The sequence below is a fragment of the Nocardiopsis endophytica genome (assembly GCF_027706725.1).
Classification (GTDB): domain Bacteria; phylum Actinomycetota; class Actinomycetes; order Streptosporangiales; family Streptosporangiaceae; genus Nocardiopsis_A; species Nocardiopsis_A endophytica.
Genome location: NZ_JAQFWQ010000003.1, coordinates 126,431 through 144,154, shown reverse-complemented (window position 1 = coordinate 144,154; position 17,724 = coordinate 126,431). Strand labels below are relative to the sequence as shown.

The window sequence follows — 17,724 nt, the reverse complement described above, 5'->3', positions numbered from 1 at the left end:
CGACAGAAGTGGTGTCAAAACGGCCGGAATGACAGCACCTCTGTCGAGATCATCGGCAGGAAGGGCGCAGCAGGCCGACGGCCGCCACGAGCGCGGGCGACCGCGCACCCTGCCCACCGCGCCGCCCACCCGAACCGCGAGGGGCCCACCGGACGGCAAGCAGGGCCGGGAAACCGCCCCGCTTCTGCCGTCGCTGCCCTCCACGGCGACCATGCACACGCCCCACAGCCGACAGCGCTGCGGTGTGGGCCGCCGACCTCTCCTCGTCGCCGCCCTCAACGGTGCGCCCTGTCGGCCCGCCGCCCGGCTGGGGCGATCACGTGGGGTACCTGCTCAGCCGCCCGCCCGGACCGCCCGCGGCCTGCCGGACGGCAGGTAGGGCCGGGAACCGCCCCGCTTCTGCCGTCGCTGCCCTCTCCGGTGACCGCCCGCACGCGCTGCGCCCGACAGCGCTGCGGTGTGCGCCGGTGACCTCTCCTCGTCGCTGCCCTCAACGGTGCGCCCTGTCGGTCCGCCGCCCGGCTGGAGTCCTGGAGCGGGGTACCTGCTCAGCCGCCCTCCCGGACCGTCCGCGGCCCGACGGACGGCAAGCAGGGCCGGGAAACCGCCCCGCTTTCGCCGTCGCCGCCCTCCACGGCGGCCACGCACACGCTCCACGGCCGACAGCGCTGCGGTGTGCGCCGGTGACCTTTCCTCGTCGCTGCCCTCAACGGTGCGCCCTGTCGGTCCGCCGCCCGGCTGGAGTCCTGGAGCGGGGTACCTGCTCAGCCGCCCGCCTGGACCGCGAGGAGCCCCGCGCCCGGCAGGTGGGGCCGGGGAACCGGCCGGCTGTCGCCGTCGCCGCCCATCACGGCGACCATGCGCACGCCCCACGGCCGACGACGCTGCGCCGTGGGCCGCTGACCTTTCCTCGTCACCCTTCGGTGTCTGGCGCTGATGCCGGTGGCGTCGCCTCCGGCCCCTGCTCCCCTCACTCCTCCTCTTGATCCCAGCCGGGGCCGTCCGGGGTGTCGAGCCATACGCGGTGGCGGCCGTCGGGGGCCACCGTCAGGCCGTACCGCTCCGGTGAGGGCCCGCCCAGGGCGCGCCACTCCTCCTGGGCGTCCTCCACCTCGTCCCACAGCGACCGCGGGCCCGCCTGCTCGGCCCGCCACGCCGGTCCGGCCGGGAGCACCCGCGCCCACGACCCCCCGTCCCGAGAGGCCAGCCACAGCTGCCGCCCCGTGCCCCCCGGCGCCGGGCGCAGCCCCATCCGCCACCGCCGGACCGCCACCGTGACCGCGAACGCCGTCGGGAACCGGGTCAGCGGCTCGATCGGGTCGGGGCCGTGCAGCAGCCGCGTCTCATCCGGCTCGGCCTCCGGAGGCGGCGGCGCCGGAGGCCCCGGCCGCTGGGACCGCAGCGGCATGAACCCCAGGCCGCCCAGGAACGGGCCGCTCGCCGCCCCGTCCCCGTGCACCGTCAGCCGGGCCAGCACCCCCGCCCCCTCCATCGCCGTCCACGGCAGCACCACCAGCCCGCCCTCCACGGTCTGGCGGATCCACGCCCGCGGCACCCGCGTCGCCGCGCAGGTCGCGATCACCCGGTCGTACGGGGCGCCCTCCGGGTACCCGAACTCCCCGTCGCCCCGCACGGTCCGCGGGGTCCGGCCCGCACGCACCAGCGCCGCCCGCGCCCCCTCCAGCACCCCGGGGTCGATCTCCACGCTCACCACCCGGTCGTCGCCGAGCCGCGCCGCCAGCAGGGCCGCGTTCCACCCGGTCCCGGTCCCCACCTCCAGCACCCGGTGCCCGTCCCGCAGGCGGGCGGCCTCCAGCATCCGGGCCACGACGCCCGGCGCCGAGCAGGAGGAGGTGGGCACCCCCTCCGCCCGCTCCGGGTCCCCGTCGTCGATCTGCACCACGATCGGCTCGTCGGCGTAGGCGGCGTCCAGCCACCGCTCGGGCGCCCGGTCGGCGTCCAGCGGGCTCCCGGAGGTGGTGACCGCCCCGTGCAGGGGGACGAAGAAGTGCCGGGGGACCGCGCGGAAGGCCGCGGCCAGCCGGCGGTCGCAGAGCGCTCCCGAGGCGTACAGGGAGTCGATGAGCGCTCGTTGGCGCCGTGCGGCGCTGAGCATCGCGTGTCGCCCCCGGTGGTGCGTGGCGCAGGGGCGGCCGGCGGCCGCCGGTGTCATGGTCCCCGGCACGGGCGCGCCGGTAAACCCGTGGCGGCTAGTCTCGGCAGAGTCGGCAAGCGATCCGAGGGGAAGTGGCCCAGTGAACCCTGGCGGCGGAATGGACATGCAGGCGCTGCTCCAGCAGGCCCAGCAGATGCAGCAGCAGCTCATGGAGGCCCAGCAGGAGCTGGACGAGGCCCGCGTCGAGGGCACCTCCGGCGGCGGGCTGGTGACGGTGGTCGTCAACGGGCGCGGCACCGTCGAGGACGTGAGGATCGACCCGAAGGCGGTGGACCCCGAGGAGCCCGCCGAGAGCGCGCAGACCATCGCCGACCTGGTGCTGGCGGCGGTGCGCGACGCGGAGTCGGCGGTCGAGCGGCTGCAGCAGGAGAAGATGGGCCCACTGAACGACGCCCTGGGCGGCATGCCCGGCGGGGGCGGCGGCATGCCGGGCCTTCCGGGCATGTAGGCCCCGGCCCGGCCCAGGCGGTGGGGCAGGGCGGGCGCCCCCGGCCGGAGGCGGGGGCGCACCGCGCGTTCCGGGGCGCCCGGGACCGATCCGTGCGCGTCCTCGGCTACGGTGGAGGGCGAAAGCTGCGACACCTTGGGTAGGCGATGTACGAAGGCGCGGTCCAGAACCTGATCGACGAGCTCGGGCGGTTGCCCGGCGTCGGTCCGAAAAGCGCGCAGCGCATCGCCTTCCACCTGCTCGCCGCCGAGCAGGCCGACGTCAGGCGCCTGGTCGACGCCCTGGTCGAGGTCAAGGACCGGGTGCGCTTCTGCGAGGAGTGCGGCAACGTCTCCGAGGAGGAGCGCTGCCGCATCTGCCGCGACCCGCGCCGCGACGAGGCGGTCATCTGCGTGGTCGAGGAGTCCAAGGACGTCGTGGCCATCGAGCGCACCCGCGAGTTCCGCGGCCGCTACCACGTGCTGGGCGGCGCGATCAGCCCCATCGAGGGTGTGGGCCCCGACGACCTGCGGGTCAAGGAGCTGATGGCGCGGCTGTCGGACGGCCGGGTCACCGAGCTGATCCTGGCCACCGACCCCAACCTGGAAGGCGAGGCGACGGCGACCTACCTCGCCCGCCTCGTCAAACCCATGGGCCTGAAAGTCACCCGCCTGGCCAGCGGCCTTCCCGTCGGCGGCGACCTGGAGTACGCCGACGAGGTGACGCTCGGCCGGGCCTTCGAGGGCCGCAGAAGCCTGGAGTTCTAGATCACATCCGGGCGCCGGCCCCCCGCAAAAGGCCCGGTCCCGCGGGGCTCCGACGGTGTGGTCGGGGCTCGCCGCCCACTTGGCGCGAGTAACGTCCCCCATTCCGGGTAAGCCCAGCTCTCGGTGCCTTTCTGCCCAGGTGGGAGGGCATCTGTCTGAAAACCGCTCGCTACACTCCTCTATCAGATCACCGTGAATCCCAATCCTCAGGAGCGCCGACCGTGGCATTGATCGTGCAGAAGTACGGTGGCTCCTCCGTCGCCGACGCGGAGGCCATCAAGCGGGTAGCCCAGCGGATCGTCGCTCAGAAAAAGGCGGGATACGACGTCGTCGTCGTGGTCTCGGCCATGGGCGACACCACCGACGAGCTCCTCGACCTGGCCGAGCAGGTCTCCCCGCTGCCCCCCGGGCGCGAGATGGACATGCTGCTGACCGCCGGCGAGCGCATGTCGATGGCGCTGGTCGCCATGGCCATCGGGAACCTCGGCTACGAGGCCCGTTCGTTCACCGGGTCGCAGGCCGGCGTCATCACCACGTCCCTGCACGGCAACGCCAAGATCATCGACGTCACCCCCGGCCGCATCCGCGAGGCCCTGGACGAGGGCTCGATCTGCATCGTGGCCGGCTTCCAGGGCGTGTCGCAGGACAGCAAGGACATCACCACGCTGGGCCGCGGCGGCTCCGACACCACCGCGGTGGCGCTGGCCGCCGCCCTGGACGCGGACGCCTGCGAGATCTACAGCGATGTGGACGGCGTGTTCACCGCCGACCCGCGCATCGTGCCCTCGGCGCAGCGCATCCCCAAGATCTCCTACGAGGAGATGCTGGAGATGGCCGCCAGCGGCACCAAGATCCTGCACCTGCGGTGCGTGGAGTACGCCCGGCGGTACAACATCCCGCTGCACGTGCGCTCGTCGTTCAGCCAGAAGCCCGGAACCTGGGTCGTCTCCGAAGTCGAGGAAAGCGAAGGCATGGAACAACCGATCATCTCCGGCGTCGCGCACGACCGCAGCGAGGCCAAGATCACCGTGGTGGGGGTGCCCGACCGCGTCGGCGAGGCCGCCGCCATCTTCAACGTGCTGGCCGAGGCCGAGATCAACATCGACATGATCGTGCAGAACGTGTCGGCGGCCTCCACCTCGCGCACCGACATCTCCTTCACCGTCCCCGAGTCCTCGGGCCAGAACGCCATGGCGGTGCTGAAGAAGATCCAGGACAAGGTGGGCTTCGAGGCGCTGCGCTACGACGACAAGATCGGCAAGGTGTCGCTGATCGGCGCCGGCATGCGCTCCTACCCCGGCGTCACCTCGCGCTTCTTCGACGCGATCGCCGGGTCGGGCACCAACATCGAGATGATCTCCACCTCGGAGATCCGCATCTCCGTCATCGTGGCCGAGGACCAGGTCGATTCGGCCGTGGCGGCCGCGCACACCGAGTTCCAGCTCGACGCCGACCAGGTCGAGGCCGTCGTCTATGGAGGTACCGGCCGATGAGCAACCGTCTCCCCACCCTCGCCGTCGTCGGCGCCACCGGCGCCGTGGGCACCGTCATGCTCGACATCCTCTCCACCCGGGAGAACGTCTGGGGCGAGATCCGCCTGGTCGCCTCCCCCCGCTCGGCGGGCAAGCGCCTGACCGTGCGCGGCGAGGAGGTCGAGGTGCAGGCCCTCGCCCCGGAGGTCTTCGACGGGGTGGACGTCGCCATGTTCGACGTGCCCGACGAGGTCTCCAAGGAGTGGGCGCCGATCGCCGCCGAGCGCGGCGCGGTGGCCGTGGACAACTCCGGCGCCTTCCGGATGGACCCGGACGTGCCGCTGGTGGTGCCCGAGGTCAACGCCGAAAAGGTGGCCGACCGCCCGCGCGGCATCATCTCCAACCCGAACTGCACCACCCTGTCGATGATCGTGGCCATCGGCGCGCTGCACCGCGCCTACCGCGCCACCGACCTGGTGGTCGCCTCCTACCAGGCCGCCTCCGGCGCCGGGCAGGAGGGCATCGACACGCTGCGCGACCAGGTCGCGGCGGTGGCCGCCGACCGCACCCTGGGCGAGCGGGCGGGCGACGTGCGCTCGGCCGTCGGGGAGCTGGGCCCCTTCCCGGCCCCGCTGGCGATGAACGTGGTGCCCTGGGCCGGGTCGCTCAAGGAGGACGGCTACTCCTCCGAGGAGCTGAAGGTCCGCAACGAGTCCCGCAAGATCCTGGACCACCCCGGCCTGCGGGTCGCGGCGACCTGCGTGCGCGTCCCCGTGGTCACCACGCACGCCCTGTCCGTGCACGCCACCTTCGACCAGGAGGTGGACGCCGCCAAGGCACGCGAGCTCTTGGCGTCGGCCCCCGGCGTGGTGGTGCAGGACGACCCGGCCGCCGGCGAGTTCCCGACCCCGGCCGACGTGGTGGGCACCGACCCGACGTGGGTGGGGCGCATCCGCCGCTCCATCGACGACCCGCGCTCGCTGGACCTGTTCCTGTGCGGGGACAACCTGCGCAAGGGCGCCGCGCTGAACACGGCGCAGATCGCGGAGGTCGTCGCCGAGGAGTTCACCCGGGGCTGACCCTCGCTCTCCGGGGCACCGTGCGCCCGGTCCGCGCCTCGCGCGGGCCGGGCGCACGCCGTTTCAGGGGCGGCGCCAGCGCGGCCGGGTGAGGCCCAGACGGTACACCAGGCGGCACTGGTCGACCGATCCGACCAGGTCGGAGGTCTCCACCGGCCGCCCCTGGCTGTAGTGGGTGCGCTCGACCACGAGCATCGGCCGCCCCGGCGGCAGCCGCAGCGACACCGCCTCGGGTGCGCGCAGCGGGCGCACCCCCACCTCCTCGACCACCCGGTCCACCGCGACCCCGACCCCGGCCAGCCGGTCGAGCACCCCCGCCTCCGGCGCGTCGACCGGGCTGCGCAGCGTGCCCTTGGTGAGCGAGGTGGGCTCCCAGGCGGTGTGCACCGCCACCGGCTCTCCCTCGGCCGTGCCGATGGTGCGGGTGCGGAAGACGGGGGCGCCCTCCTGCAGCACCAGGCGCCGGGCCAGGCCCCCGGCCGCCTTCTCGGTGGCGACGTCGTACTCGGCGGTGTGCAGCGGCCCCACCCCGGCCCCGGAGAAGCGGTCGGTGCGCGGGAAGCGGTGCACGTCCGGCGGGCTCCGCACGAAGTAGCCCGCCCCGGGCCGCGCCTCCACCAGCCCCTCGTTGACCAGCAGGCGCAAGGCGTGCCGGGACACCTGCTCGCTCACGTCGTAGGCGCGGGCGAGGCGGGAGCGCGAGGGCAGCCGGTCGCCGGGGGCCAGCTCCCCGGACAGGATCGGCCGCCGCAGCAGCTCGGCCATCCACACGTAGCGCGGTTGGGGCTCCACGGCTACGCGGTCCCTGGTGTGGGCCCTCCCGGAACCCCGGCCAGGTTTCTCAGCGCGAAGTCGAGCTCGGCGGCCATGTGCCGGATGCGCTCCTCCACCACGAAGGAGCCGTGCCCGGCGTCGAACCGGTACACCTCGTGCGGCTTGCCCAGCTCGCGCAGGCGGTCCACGTAGTTCTCGATCTGCCGGATGGGGCAGCGCGGGTCGTTCTCCCCGGCGAGGATGAGCACCGGGGCCTTCACGTCGGCGGCGTAGGTCAGCGGCGAGGAGGCCCGGTAGAGCTCGGGGACCTCGTCGGGCGAGCCGCCGAACATGGACCGGTCGAAGGCGCGCAGCGCCTCCATCTCGTCGGCGTAGGCGGCCGTGTAGTCGGCGATCGGCACCGCGGCGATGCCCAGCGACCAGTCGTCGGGGCGCGCGCCCAGCCCGAGCAGGGTCAGGTAGCCGCCCCAGGAGGCGCCCTCCAGCACCAGCCGGGACGGGTCGGCGAGCCCGGAGTCCACCGCCCAGTCGCGCACGGCGCTGATGTCCTCCAGCTCGGTGAGGCCGACGCGGCGCTCGATGGCGTTGCGCCAGGCGCTGCCGTACCCGGTGGAGCCGCGGTAGTTGACCCGCACGACGGCGAACCCGTGGTCGACCCAGGCGGCGACGTCGGAGAAGAAGGCGTCGGTGTCCTGGGCCTCGGGGCCGCCGTGCACCAGGAAGACGGTGGGGTAGGGGGCGGTGCCGGCCTCGGGCTCGGACACCAGGGCGTGCACGGCGCCGCCGGGCCCCTCCACGTCGACGTCGCGCACCGGCACCGACGGCGGCGCGGCGGACCCGGGCGGGGTGAGCACCGTCTCGCCGCGGGTGTTGCGGATCACCGGGGGGAGCCGGGAGCTGGACCAGGAGTACTCCACGGTGCCGTCGGGCCGCGCCGCGGCGGCGCTGACCAGGCCGGGGGGCGTGTCCACCGGCTCGGTGCGCCCGCCGTCGGGCGCGTGCAGGTGCAGGCGGGAGCGGGCGCGGTGCTCCTGGACGATGAGCAGCTGCTTGCCGTCGGGGGTCCAGTCGGCGGAGAGCTCGCCGGGCAGGTCGTCGAGGCGGACCTCCTGCTCCTCGCCGGTGGCGGGGTCCCACAGCAGGGGCTCGACCCGGCCGCGCCGCTCGTGCAGGACCAGCAGGGTGCGGCCGCCGGGGGAGAAGTGGCCGGGGTACAGGGCGCGCCCGGGGCCGTCCCACAGGTCGCCGACGGCCTCGGCCCGCGGCTCCCCGCCCGCCTCCGCGCCGTGCAGGCGGTACACGCGCACGGCGGTGTGCCGGGAGTCGCCGTGCTCGCTGTGCGCGATGGCGAACAGGGCGCCGTCGTCGGACCAGGAGGCGAGGTAGCCCTCCTGGCGGTGGGCGTAGAGCTCGGCGGGGGGCAGCCCGGGGCGGCACAGGTGGACGCTGAAGCCCTCGTCGGTGGAGCGGCCGATGAGCGCGCCGCCGTCGGCGCCCAGCGCCAGGCCGGCCGAGTAGGACGGGGGGAGGCCGGGCGCGGCCTCGGTGTCGGATCCGCCGGTGAAGGGGCGGCGGCGCCAGACGCCGAACTCGTCCCCGTCGGTGTCGTCGAACCACCACACCCAGGCCCCGGAGGGGTCGAGGGCGCCGAGCTCGGTGCCCTGGGCGCGCGCGGTGGCCTGGCGGTGCTCTCCGGTGGCGCGGTCCCAGGTGTACAGCTCCCACGTGCCGCTGGAGTTGCTGCGGTAGAGGGAACGGTCAGGGGCCTCACGGGCCCAGGAGGGAAGACTGATCCTGCCGGCTCGGAACCGGTCCTGCCAACGCTCGCCCATGATCCCTAGTAAAGCAGTGGACATGCGCCGATTGGGGGCGAATCCGCGAGTCGACTTGGCCACTCTAGGACGAATCGTCACGTCGGCGCGGCGCCGGCGGGAAAAGGAGTGGCGGGAGGGGAGCGCCCGGTCCACGATGGGGCGGGTCGCCGATGAGCGGGGTGAGGCGGGAGCGATGGCGGAGCTTTGGAACGGCACGGGGGACACGCTCACGCGGGAGTCGCTGGCGGAGGCGTCCGCCCGCGGCGAGCGGCTGAGGTTCCTCTTCTTCTGGGGGCACGCCCCCGGGCGCGACGGCTCGGTCGGCAAGGGCTGCCTGAGCCAGTGGTGGCCCGCCGGGTTCGACCTGGACGGCGAGCACTACGCGACGGCCGAGCACTGGATGATGGCGGGCAAGGCGCGCCTGTTCGGCGACGAGAGGGCCGCCGCGCGCGTCCTGGAGGCGCGCACCCCGGGGGAGGCGAAGAGCATCGGGCGCGGGGTGGCCGGCTTCGACGAGGAGGTGTGGCGGGCCCACCGCTTCGACCTCGTCGTGCGCGGATCGGTCGAGAAGTTCCGGCAGAACCCCGAGCTGGGCGCCTTCCTCCTGGCGACCGGCGGGCGCGTCCTCGTCGAGGCCAGCCCGCGCGACCGCATCTGGGGGATCGGCCTATCCGAGAGCGACGAGCGCGCCGCCGACCCCGGTCGGTGGAAGGGGGAGAACCTCCTCGGCTTCGCCCTCATGAGGGCCCGGGACCTGCTGGTCCGCGAGGGCTGACGGACCCGCGCCGCGGCGTCGTCCCTACGCCGCCCTCCGGGGCGGGGGGTAGCCTGCTGCGAATGAGAGTTGCCATCATCGGACTCGGCGACATCGCCCGAAAGGCGTACCTGCCGACCCTGGCCGTCCGCCCCGGAGTGGACCCGGTGCTCATGACCCGGTCGCCGGACCGGCTGGCCGAGACCGCGGCCGCCTACCGAGTCCCCGACCGGGACTGCTTCACCGACCTGAACTCCCTGCTGCGCCGCCCGCCCGAGGCGGCGTTCGTGCACGCCGCGACCGGCGCCCACGCCGAGCTGCTGGAGGCGCTCATCGACGCGGGCGTCCCCACCTATGTGGACAAGCCGCTCGCCCCCGAGCTGGAGGCCGCCGAGCGGATCGTCGCCCGCGCCGAGCGCGCCGGGGTGGGGCTGATGGTGGGCTTCAACCGCCGCTACGCGCCCGGGTACGCCGCCGCCCGCGAGCGCCCGCGCGACCTGGTCCTGATGCAGAAGAACCAGCAGGACCGGCCGGACGCCCCGCGCCGGGTGGTCTTCGACGACTTCATCCACGTCGTCGACACGCTGCGCTTCCTCGCCCCCGGCGGCGCCGAGGCCCTGGAGGCCGCCGAGGTGTCGGTCGACGCCCGGGTGCGCGGCGGCTCGCTGGAGCACGTGGTGCTGCGCCTGGCCGGCCGCGGCTGGACGGCGATCGGCGCCATGAACCGCGTCTCCGGCGCCAAGGAGGAGCGCCTGGAGGTGTCCGGGGACGGCGGCAAGCTCACCGTCGTCGGCCTGGCCGAGACGGTCGAGCACGCCGGGGCGGTGCGCACCGAGCGGCGGGGCGACTGGACGCCGGTGGCGCGCCAGCGCGGCATCGAGCAGATCTGCACCGCCTTCCTGGAGGCGGTGGCCGCGGGCGCCCCGCTGGACGCGCGGGACGCCCTGCGCACCCACGAGCTGTGCGAGCGGATCGTCACGCAGGCGGAGGGTCGCCGTCCAGGCGGCGCATGAGCACCCCGTCGGCCAGCATCAGGCGGCGCACCAGCGCCTCGTCGTAGTCGGCGAGCCCGGCGTCGTTGAGCACCCGCATGTGGGCGGGGTGGGGCAGCACGTCGCGCGGGTGCACCTGGCCCACGCCGCCCGCCTCGCCCGGGTCGAAGCCCTCGGGCACCGGATAGGGCTGCAGCGCGCGGAAGACGTGCAGGAGCCGGTGGTGGCCGGTGCCGCCGTCGCCGCCCCGGACCTCGTAGAGCCCGGTGGGGGCGAGCGGCCCCGGCCGCAGCCCGGCGCCCTCCTCGGCGGCGCGCCGGGCGGCCTGCTCGGCGCTCTCCCCGGGGGCGGTGCGGGCGCCGGGCAGGGTCCAGTGCCCGGCCTGCGGCCCGTCGGCGCACAGCACGAAGGTGAGCGTCCAGTCCGGTCCGGGGACGATGGCGGCGGCCTCCACGGCCGGGGCGGCCGGTCCGGGTGGGGGGAAGACGGTCGGCATGGTCCGGTTTTCTCCTGGTCGGCATGGTGTGCGGCGGAGGGCGCGGCCACGCGGCCACCCCGCCGCTGACCACCATCGCGCATCCGCGGCCCCCCGCGCCACCTGTTGCGCAGGACCGGGGGCGGGCGGAGGCGTCCCCGTACGGATCGGGCGGGGGCGGGGAGCGCGCGGCGCGGATGCGGTCCCCGTCCCCGCCCGCCCGGGCCCCGGCCCGGGCGGTGCCCCTTTCGGGGGTGTTTCACGTGGAACCGGGCGTCCGCTCCATGCACCAGGTGGTCGGGGCGCCGTCGGGGAGGGCGACCTCGGCCGTCACCTCGAAGCCCAGGCGGCGGTAGATGCGCACGTTGTCCGCGGTGGCGGTCTCCAGGAACACCGGCGCCCCCGCGGCGTCGGCGGCGCGGAGCCCCGGCTCGACGACGGCGCGCCCCAGCCCCTCGCCCTGGCGGTCGCGGCGTACGCCGACCGTGGCGAGGAACCAGCACGGGCGGCTCGGCCGGTGCGCCTCCAGCACCGCGTCGGCCCGGCCCACCGCGTGCAGCCGGTCGCCGTAGAGCGCGGCCAGCTCGGGGGAGGTGAACAGCTCCGCGGGGACCTCGGCGCCGGGGACGGTCCACACCGAGGCGGCCGCGTTGTCCGCGGTGGTCCACACCCGGCCGTAGGGCAGGCCGATGCGCTCGGCGAAGTAGAGCTGCAGGGCGCGCAGGCGCTCGGTGTACCCGTCGGCGGGGACCGCCCAGCGGGTCCACGGGTAGTCGGTGAACGCGTCGGCCAGGGTGTCGGCGATGGCCGGGAGGTCGGCCCCGGTCGCGGGGCGGGCCAGGGCGGAGTCTTCGGCGGGTGCGGACGGGTCGGTCATGCGGGGAGCGCTCCTGATCGGGGTCGTGGGCGGGGGCGGGCGGGTCCGCCCGCCCTCCGCCGACACTGTGCCCCGTCGGGTCCCGCCGGTCGAAGGATTTTCCCCGCGCGGCGGCGCGGCGGCGGAAGCGCGAAGGGGCGCCCCGCCGGATCCCCGGCCGGGCGCCCCCGCTGCCGCCTCGTGCGGCGGAGCCTGTGCTACAGGATGATGCGCATCGGGCTCTCCAGGACCTCGGCGAGGTCCTTCAGGAAGGCGGCGCCCACGGCGCCGTCCACCGCCCGGTGGTCCACCGACAGCTCCAGCGCGATGGTGTTGCGCACGACGACCTCGCCGTCGCGCACCACCGGCGTGGGCTTCATCGCGCCCACGGCCAGGATCGCCGACTCGGGGGTGTTGATCACCGCCGAGAAGCTGTCGATCCCGAACATGCCCAGGTTGCTGACGCTGAACGTGCCGCCGCTCATGTCCTGCGGCTTGAGCTTGCCGTCGCGCGCCTTGCCCGCCAGCTCCCGGGTGCGGGTGGAGATGTCGGAGAGCGTCGCCTTGTCGGTGTCGTGCAGCACCGGGACGACCAGGCCCTCGTCGATCGCCACCGCGACCCCGACGTTGACCCGGTGGTGCTGCAGCAGCCGGCCGTCCTCCCAGGAGCGGTTGACCTCCGGGTGGGCGGAGAGCGTGGTGGCCGCCGCCTTGACGATCAGGTCGTTGAAGCTGACCTTGGTGCCGGTGTCGGCGAGCTGCTCGTTGATCTGGGCGCGGAAGGCCTTCAGCGCCTCGGCGTCGATGGTGCGGCGCAGGTAGAAGTGCGGGGCCTGCTGCTTGCTCTCGACCATGCGGCGCGCGATGGTCTTGCGCATCTGGCTGACCTTGAGCTCCTCCGACGCGCGCGGGTCCTCGGAGCCCGCCTGCGCGGCCGGGGCCGCCGCCGCTGCCGGAGCGGCCGGAGCGGCCGCCGCCGGTGCGCCGGAGCCGGCGCGGTCGCGGGCGGCCTCCACGTCGGCGCGGACGATGCGGCCCTTGGGCCCGGTGCCCTCGATCGCGTCGATGTCCAGGCCGTACTCCTTGGCCAGGCGGCGCGCGAGCGGCGAGGTGCGCGGACGGGCGGGGCCCTCACCGTCGGCGGAGGGGGCCTCGGCGGCCGGGGCCGCGGCGGGCTCGGCCGCCTTCTCCTCGGCCGGAGCGGCCGCCTCCTCCTCGGCGGGGGCCGCGGGGGCGCCGCCGGGCTCGGGGGCCTCGGCGTCCGGGGTCTCGCCGATGAAGCCGATCACGGCGCCGATCGGCACCGTGTCACCGGCCGACACGAACTGCTTGACGAGGTAGCCGTCCTCGTAGGCCTCGTACTCCATGACGGCCTTGTCGGTCTCGATCTCCACCAGCACATCGCCGGAGGCGACCTTGTCGCCGACGTTCTTGGCCCAGGAGCTGATGACGCCTTCCTCCATGGTGTCGGAGAGGCGCGGCATGTAGATCTCGGACATCAGTGCTTTCCCCTCAACCCACGCGCCGGCCGACGGCGTCCAGGGTCTCCTTGACGGCGGTGGTGATCGACTCGACCGACGGCAGGGCGGCGGTCTCCAGAGGCTTGGCGTAGGGCATGGGGACCTCGGCCATGGCCACGCGGCGCACCGGGGCGTCCAGGTAGTCGAACGCCCCCTCCTGGATGGAGGCCGCGATCTCGGCGCCGATGCCGTAGGTGAGCCAGTCGTCCTCGCAGATGACCGCGCAGCTGGTCTTGCGGACCGACTCGACCACGGTCTCCCGGTCCAGCGGGCGCAGGCTGCGCAGGTCCACGACCTCGACGCTGATGCCCTGCTCGGCCAGCTGCTCGGCGACCTGGCCGGCGACCATGGCCATCCGCGAGTAGCCGATGAGGGTGATGTCGGTGCCCTCGCGGGTGACCTTGGCGCGGCCGATCTCGGCGACGCTCTCGTCGCCCTCGGGCACCTCGCCCTTGGTGTTGTACAGCCCGAGGTTCTCCAGGAACAGCACCGGGTCGTCGTCGCGGACGGCGGCGCGGAACAGCGCGGCGGCGTCGGCGGGGCTGCTGGGGGCCACGACCTTCAGGCCGGGCACGAAGGAGTAGTACAGCTCGATGTTCTGCGAGTGGGTCGCGCCGAGCTGCTGGCCGCCGCCGCCGGGGGTGCGGATGACCATGGGGACGCTGGTCTGCCCGCCGAACATGCCGTAGATCTTGGCGGCGTGGTTGACGATCTGGTCGATGGCGATGAGGGAGAAGTTGATCGTCATGAGCTCGACGACCGGGCGCAGCCCCAGCATCGCGGCGCCGACGGCGGCGCCGACGAAGCCCTCCTCGGCGATGGGGGTGTCGCGGACGCGCTTCTCGCCGAACTCCTTGAGCAGCCCCTCGGTGATCTTGTAGGAGCCCTCGAAGACGCCGATCTCCTCGCCCATGACGAAGACGTTCTCGTCGCGGAGCATCTCGGCGCGCAGGGTGTCGCGCAGGGCCTGGCGGTAGGTGATGACGGACATGTCCCGCTCTCCTTACTTCTACTCGGCGAAGACCGGGTCGGCGGGCATGCGGCGCGACTCGTTCGCCACGGGGGTGGCGTAGGTGTAGTCGAACAGCGTCGACACGTCGGGGTGCGGGCTGTTCTCGGCGAAGTCGGCGGCGTCGGCCACCTCCTCCTTGACCGAGGCGGCGATCTCCTCCTTCAGCTCGTCGGTGAGCACCCCGGCCTCGGTGAGCTGCTTGGAGAAGATGGCGATCGGGTCGTTCTCCTCGTCCTTGGCCTCGGCCGCCTGCTCCTCGGTGCGGTACTTGGCCGGGTCGACGACGGAGTGGCCCTTCATCCGGTAGCTGGTGGCCTCCAGCAGGAAGGGGCGCTGCTCGGCGCGGGCGCGCTCGACCAGGTCGGCGGCGGCGTCGCGGACCTCCAGCACGTTGCGGCCGTCGACCTTGGCGCCCTCGATGCGGAAGGCGGAGCCGCGCTTGTGCAGCTCGGGCTCGGCCGAGGACATCTCGACGGTGGTGCCCATGCCGGTGAAGTTGTTGATCACCACGAAGACGATGGGCAGGTTCCACAGGGCGGCGATGTTGAGGGACTCGTGCCAGGCGCCGATGTTGGTGGTGCCGTCGCCCATCTGGCACATGACGACCTCGTCGCCGCCGCGGTAGGACACGGCCAGCGCGGCCCCGGTGGCCAGGGGGAGCTGGCCGCCGACGATGCCGTACCCGCCGAGCATGCGGACCTCGGTGTCGTACATGTGCATGGACCCGCCCCAGCCCTTGGAAACGCCGGTGGAGCGGCCGTAGAGCTCGGCCATGACGCGGCGGGGGCTCATGCCCTTGCCGATCGCGTACCCGTGGTCGCGGTAGTTGGTGAAGAGGTAGTCCTCGTCCTTGAGGGCCGTCATCAGGCCCACGACGGTGGCCTCCTCGCCGAGGTTGAGGTGGCAGTAGCCGCCGATGCGGGCCTGCGTGTAGGCCTGGGCGGTGCGCTCCTCGAACCGGCGGACCAGCAGCATCTGCCGGTAGTAGTCGAGCAGGACCTTGGGCTGCTCGTCGGCGAACTTCTGCGCGGCGCCGGACCGGTTGCGCCTGCGGCCGCCCGAGTTCCTGGCGGTGCCGCCGCCCTTCGGCTTGGCCGTGTCAGCCATGCTGGTGCCTTTCTACGTGCGGGATCGGCCCTCCCGGGACCGATGGGCCGCGAGGGACCGGTGCCCGTGGCCCGCTGTGCGGCGGGGCCAGGGCGGGGGAGCGCGCAGCCGGGCTCAACGGCGCGGCGCTCGGTGGCTGTGGAGTTGTTCGTGGCGAAGAACTCTCTTGTGCTCGTTTCCCCGCGGACCGGCGGCCATTCCTCCGGGGGCGTTCGCCCTGAAGGGAACCGCCGGGCGGGGGCGAGCCCCGACGTGTGACGTGCGTCGCGGACACTCTACGGATTGATCGATGATCGATCAATCCGACTCTAGAGGAAATCCCGGGCGAATCCGGCCCACCCCCCGGGTGCGGACCGGCCGTCCCGGGCCGCCCGGGACGGTCAGTTCCCCGCGCTCCGGGACTTCATGGCGGCGTCGACGTAATTGTGAACGTGCTCACTCAGCATCCGGCCCACGTCCGGATCCCGCTCCACGAACGCCTCGGTGATGCGCGCGTGGTCGGCCGCCTTGGCGTGCAGCTCCATGTCCAGCCAGCGCACCGACAGCCGGGTCCACACCTCCACGCCCAGCGCCTCCCAGGTGTGCAGGAGCACGTCGTTGCGGGCGGCCAGGACGATCCGGCGGTGGAACTCCACGCTGTGCCGGATCTGCTCCTCCACGTCCCCCTCCTCGGTGGCGCGGCGCAGCCGCTCCACCTCGTCGCGGAGCGGGGAGGGGTCCGCGGCCAGCCGGTCCGCGGCGAGTTCGGCCGCGACACGTTCGAGACCGGCCCGGACGGGATAGATCTCCGCCATGTCCGCAACACCGAACTCGCGAACCCGCGCCCCCTTGTTCGGGACCGACTCGATCAGCCTCAGCGTCTCCAGCTCGCGCAGCGCCTCCCGCACGGGGGCCTGGCTGACGTTGAGCTCTGCGGCGATCCGGCGCTCGACGATGCGCTCGCCGGGCTTCCACCTCCCCGACAGAAGACCCTCCACCAGGACGCGGCGGATCTGCTCGCGGAGGGGGTTGCGGGCCACCCGTGCGGCGTCGTCGGGCGTGGCGGGCATCAACGGCCTTTCTGGTCGGGGGCGCCGCGGCCGCGGCGGTCCCGGTGGTTGGGGAGCGCTTGCACCTTAGCCGCCCGGAGCGGGCCGCCTCCGCGTGAAATATCGGACGCCCGATACCGCGTCCGTGCTAACGGAACGCTCACGGTCGGGGCGCATGCGGGTGAACTTCGCCCCGAACTCCGCTGACCGGGCGGCAAAGTGCGAGGTAGGACGATCGTAGTCACCGGGGCGCCGAGCCCCCTGACGGAGCGGAGCGCTATGCTCTCCTGTCGGAAATGTTCGATCAAAACCGGGTAACGTGTAATGCGGGGCCACTCCCGGTGACCGACCGTCCCCGTACACGAGCGGATCCGCCTCCTTCCCGCTCCGCCCCCGAGGCTCCGGACCGCCGACCCCGCGGCGCGCCGGAACCGGGCGCTCTGACCTCGCGCCCGAGAGACGTTCCCCGTACGAGTCCCAGCGGCGAGCCCGTCCCCCGAAGCACACACGTGCCGCAGGCCAGCCCACGAAACGTGAGACAGCACTGAGCACACATGATGCCTACATCGCGGACAAGGTCGAAGCCGTCGCGACGCGCGGGGCCGACACCGGCGCCACCCCATAGACAGCGTCGCGTCCTGGACGCGGTGCCGCGCCTGGCCTCCAAGGCGGCGCGCGGCGCCAAGGACGGGCGTGTCACGTGGCCCAGTGTGAGCGAGATCGCATGGGGGATCGCCTCTGACAAGATCGCGATCACGATGGCCGTGCTGCTCATCACGATGACGATGCTCTCGGCCGGCCCGTTGCACCCTATCGACAATCTGATCAACAACGCACCTCGGCCGTACTGGGACGAGATGCGCGAGTTCCTCATCCTGTGGCCCGACACGGTCGCCTCGCGTTTCGTCGCGATCCCCGTGCTGGCGGCCACCGCGCTGCAGCTGGCCTACTGGCACCGCTCGTGGCGGCCGATCATCCTGGGCGCCGTCGGCGTGGTCGGCATGATGAGCCTGGTCGCGGCGATGAAGCTGTTCTTCTCCCGCAACCACCCGCGCACCCTCGACCCGTCGTTCTTCGGCGACGCCGGGGGCGTGTCCTTCCCCTCCGGCCACGGGGCCAACGCCATCCTCATCTACGGCCTGGTGCTGTTCCTGATCATCCGCTACCGGGCGGCGCGCCCGCACATCATCCGCCGCCTGGGGTACTGCATCGTCGGCATCGCGCTGCTGCAGTCCTTCGTCTCGGCCTACCTGCACTTCCACTGGTTCACCGACCTGGCGACGGGCATGATCGCCGGCGGGCTGTCGCTGCGGATCGTGATGCGCCTGGACGCGATGATCCCGGCCGGGCGGACCACCATGTGGTGGCCCTGGTACGGCGGCAGCTTCTGGAGCGGGGACGAGTCGGACCGGTCGCCGTCCGACGAGCGGGAGCCGCGCGCGGCGTGAGACGGGCCGCCCCGGCCCCCGGA

16 protein-coding genes are annotated in these 17,724 nt (G+C 73.7%); 7 read left to right on the top strand and 9 right to left on the bottom strand.

Annotation, left to right across the window (positions count from 1 at the left end; all coding sequences use genetic code 11):
* Window positions 1–970: 970 nt before the first annotated feature.
* Window positions 971–2,116 (bottom strand): methyltransferase domain-containing protein, encoded by a 1,146-nt coding sequence (locus O4J56_RS02090; protein WP_270683321.1) that lies wholly within the window; start codon window positions 2,114–2,116, stop codon window positions 971–973.
* A 157-nt stretch (window positions 2,117–2,273) separates the two neighbouring features.
* On the opposite strand from O4J56_RS02090, the gene O4J56_RS02085 reads away from it, so the two are divergent.
* The 4 genes from O4J56_RS02085 (at window position 2,274) to O4J56_RS02070 (ending at window position 5,921) form a co-directional block, all read left to right on the top strand.
* Window positions 2,274–2,624, top strand: coding sequence for a YbaB/EbfC family nucleoid-associated protein (locus tag O4J56_RS02085; RefSeq protein WP_270683320.1), 351 nt, complete (start codon window positions 2,274–2,276; stop codon window positions 2,622–2,624).
* A 146-nt stretch (window positions 2,625–2,770) separates the two neighbouring features.
* A complete protein-coding gene (gene recR, locus O4J56_RS02080) occupies window positions 2,771–3,370 on the top strand; it encodes a recombination mediator RecR (RefSeq protein ID WP_017625833.1) in 600 nt (199 codons plus the stop codon).
* Between the two features lie 221 nt (window positions 3,371–3,591).
* Complete coding sequence (locus O4J56_RS02075; protein ID WP_270683319.1) at window positions 3,592–4,863, top strand: aspartate kinase; 1,272 nt, start codon at window positions 3,592–3,594, stop codon at window positions 4,861–4,863.
* The gene (locus O4J56_RS02070; protein ID WP_270683318.1) at window positions 4,860–5,921 is read left to right on the top strand and encodes an aspartate-semialdehyde dehydrogenase; all 1,062 of its coding nucleotides are present in this window, start codon (window positions 4,860–4,862) and stop codon (window positions 5,919–5,921) included. Before O4J56_RS02075 ends, O4J56_RS02070 begins: the two co-directional genes overlap by 4 nt.
* A gap of 63 nt (window positions 5,922–5,984) precedes the next feature.
* Here the strand turns inward: O4J56_RS02070 and O4J56_RS02065 are convergent, their stop codons facing one another.
* Both O4J56_RS02065 and O4J56_RS02060 read right to left on the bottom strand, forming a co-directional pair.
* The gene (locus O4J56_RS02065; RefSeq protein WP_270683317.1) at window positions 5,985–6,713 is read right to left on the bottom strand and encodes a GntR family transcriptional regulator; all 729 of its coding nucleotides are present in this window, start codon (window positions 6,711–6,713) and stop codon (window positions 5,985–5,987) included.
* Window positions 6,714–6,715: 2 nt separating this feature from the next.
* Window positions 6,716–8,527, bottom strand: coding sequence for a prolyl oligopeptidase family serine peptidase (locus O4J56_RS02060; protein ID WP_270683316.1), 1,812 nt, complete (start codon window positions 8,525–8,527; stop codon window positions 6,716–6,718).
* Window positions 8,528–8,702: 175 nt separating this feature from the next.
* On the opposite strand from O4J56_RS02060, the gene O4J56_RS02055 reads away from it, so the two are divergent.
* Window positions 8,703–9,284, top strand: coding sequence for an NADAR family protein (locus O4J56_RS02055; RefSeq protein WP_270683315.1), 582 nt, complete (start codon window positions 8,703–8,705; stop codon window positions 9,282–9,284).
* A 62-nt stretch (window positions 9,285–9,346) separates the two neighbouring features.
* On the top strand, window positions 9,347–10,276 hold the full coding sequence (locus tag O4J56_RS02050; RefSeq protein WP_270683314.1) for a Gfo/Idh/MocA family protein: 930 nt from the start codon (window positions 9,347–9,349) through the stop codon (window positions 10,274–10,276).
* On the opposite strand, the gene O4J56_RS02045 is transcribed toward O4J56_RS02050, so the two are convergent.
* The 6 genes from O4J56_RS02045 to O4J56_RS02020 all read right to left on the bottom strand — a co-directional run bounded on the left by O4J56_RS02045 (window position 10,239) and on the right by O4J56_RS02020 (window position 16,274).
* Window positions 10,239–10,751: an NUDIX domain-containing protein gene (locus O4J56_RS02045; protein ID WP_270683313.1), complete on the bottom strand. Its 513-nt coding sequence runs from the start codon at window positions 10,749–10,751 to the stop codon at window positions 10,239–10,241. The two genes, O4J56_RS02050 and O4J56_RS02045, sit on opposite strands and share 38 nt — an antisense overlap.
* A gap of 238 nt (window positions 10,752–10,989) precedes the next feature.
* Window positions 10,990–11,607: a GNAT family N-acetyltransferase gene (locus O4J56_RS02040; RefSeq protein ID WP_270683312.1), complete on the bottom strand. Its 618-nt coding sequence runs from the start codon at window positions 11,605–11,607 to the stop codon at window positions 10,990–10,992.
* Between the two features lie 197 nt (window positions 11,608–11,804).
* Window positions 11,805–13,085, bottom strand: coding sequence for a dihydrolipoamide acetyltransferase family protein (locus O4J56_RS02035; protein WP_270683311.1), 1,281 nt, complete (start codon window positions 13,083–13,085; stop codon window positions 11,805–11,807).
* 13 nt (window positions 13,086–13,098) lie between these two features.
* Window positions 13,099–14,097 carry an alpha-ketoacid dehydrogenase subunit beta gene (locus O4J56_RS02030; RefSeq protein ID WP_270683310.1) on the bottom strand — a complete coding sequence of 333 codons (999 nt, stop codon included), beginning with the start codon at window positions 14,095–14,097 and terminating at the stop codon, window positions 13,099–13,101.
* An 18-nt stretch (window positions 14,098–14,115) separates the two neighbouring features.
* Complete coding sequence (gene pdhA / locus O4J56_RS02025; protein ID WP_270683309.1) at window positions 14,116–15,225, bottom strand: pyruvate dehydrogenase (acetyl-transferring) E1 component subunit alpha; 1,110 nt, start codon at window positions 15,223–15,225, stop codon at window positions 14,116–14,118.
* A 380-nt stretch (window positions 15,226–15,605) separates the two neighbouring features.
* The gene (locus O4J56_RS02020; RefSeq protein WP_270683308.1) at window positions 15,606–16,274 is read right to left on the bottom strand and encodes a GntR family transcriptional regulator; all 669 of its coding nucleotides are present in this window, start codon (window positions 16,272–16,274) and stop codon (window positions 15,606–15,608) included.
* A gap of 689 nt (window positions 16,275–16,963) precedes the next feature.
* Between O4J56_RS02020 and O4J56_RS02015 the strand changes: the two genes are divergently transcribed.
* Complete coding sequence (locus O4J56_RS02015) at window positions 16,964–17,701, top strand: phosphatase PAP2 family protein (protein WP_270683307.1); 738 nt, start codon at window positions 16,964–16,966, stop codon at window positions 17,699–17,701.
* The last annotated feature ends 23 nt before the right edge of the window (window positions 17,702–17,724 follow it).

Bases quoted from the DNA above. Each gene is read 5' to 3' on its own strand.
- O4J56_RS02090 (WP_270683321.1), bottom strand. From the start codon at position 2,116: ATGCTCAGCGCCGCACGGCGCCAACGAGCGCTCATCGACTCCCTGTAC.
- O4J56_RS02085 (WP_270683320.1), top strand. From the start codon at position 2,274: ATGGACATGCAGGCGCTGCTCCAGCAGGCCCAGCAGATGCAGCAGCAG.
- recR (WP_017625833.1), top strand. From the start codon at position 2,771: ATGTACGAAGGCGCGGTCCAGAACCTGATCGACGAGCTCGGGCGGTTG.
- O4J56_RS02070 (WP_270683318.1), top strand. From the start codon at position 4,860: ATGAGCAACCGTCTCCCCACCCTCGCCGTCGTCGGCGCCACCGGCGCC.
- O4J56_RS02060 (WP_270683316.1), bottom strand. From the start codon at position 8,527: ATGGGCGAGCGTTGGCAGGACCGGTTCCGAGCCGGCAGGATCAGTCTT.
- O4J56_RS02055 (WP_270683315.1), top strand. From the start codon at position 8,703: ATGGCGGAGCTTTGGAACGGCACGGGGGACACGCTCACGCGGGAGTCG.
- O4J56_RS02050 (WP_270683314.1), top strand. From the start codon at position 9,347: ATGAGAGTTGCCATCATCGGACTCGGCGACATCGCCCGAAAGGCGTAC.
- O4J56_RS02045 (WP_270683313.1), bottom strand. From the start codon at position 10,751: ATGCCGACCGTCTTCCCCCCACCCGGACCGGCCGCCCCGGCCGTGGAG.
- O4J56_RS02040 (WP_270683312.1), bottom strand. From the start codon at position 11,607: ATGACCGACCCGTCCGCACCCGCCGAAGACTCCGCCCTGGCCCGCCCC.
- O4J56_RS02035 (WP_270683311.1), bottom strand. From the start codon at position 13,085: ATGTCCGAGATCTACATGCCGCGCCTCTCCGACACCATGGAGGAAGGC.
- O4J56_RS02030 (WP_270683310.1), bottom strand. From the start codon at position 14,097: ATGTCCGTCATCACCTACCGCCAGGCCCTGCGCGACACCCTGCGCGCC.
- pdhA (WP_270683309.1), bottom strand. From the start codon at position 15,225: ATGGCTGACACGGCCAAGCCGAAGGGCGGCGGCACCGCCAGGAACTCG.
- O4J56_RS02020 (WP_270683308.1), bottom strand. From the start codon at position 16,274: ATGCCCGCCACGCCCGACGACGCCGCACGGGTGGCCCGCAACCCCCTC.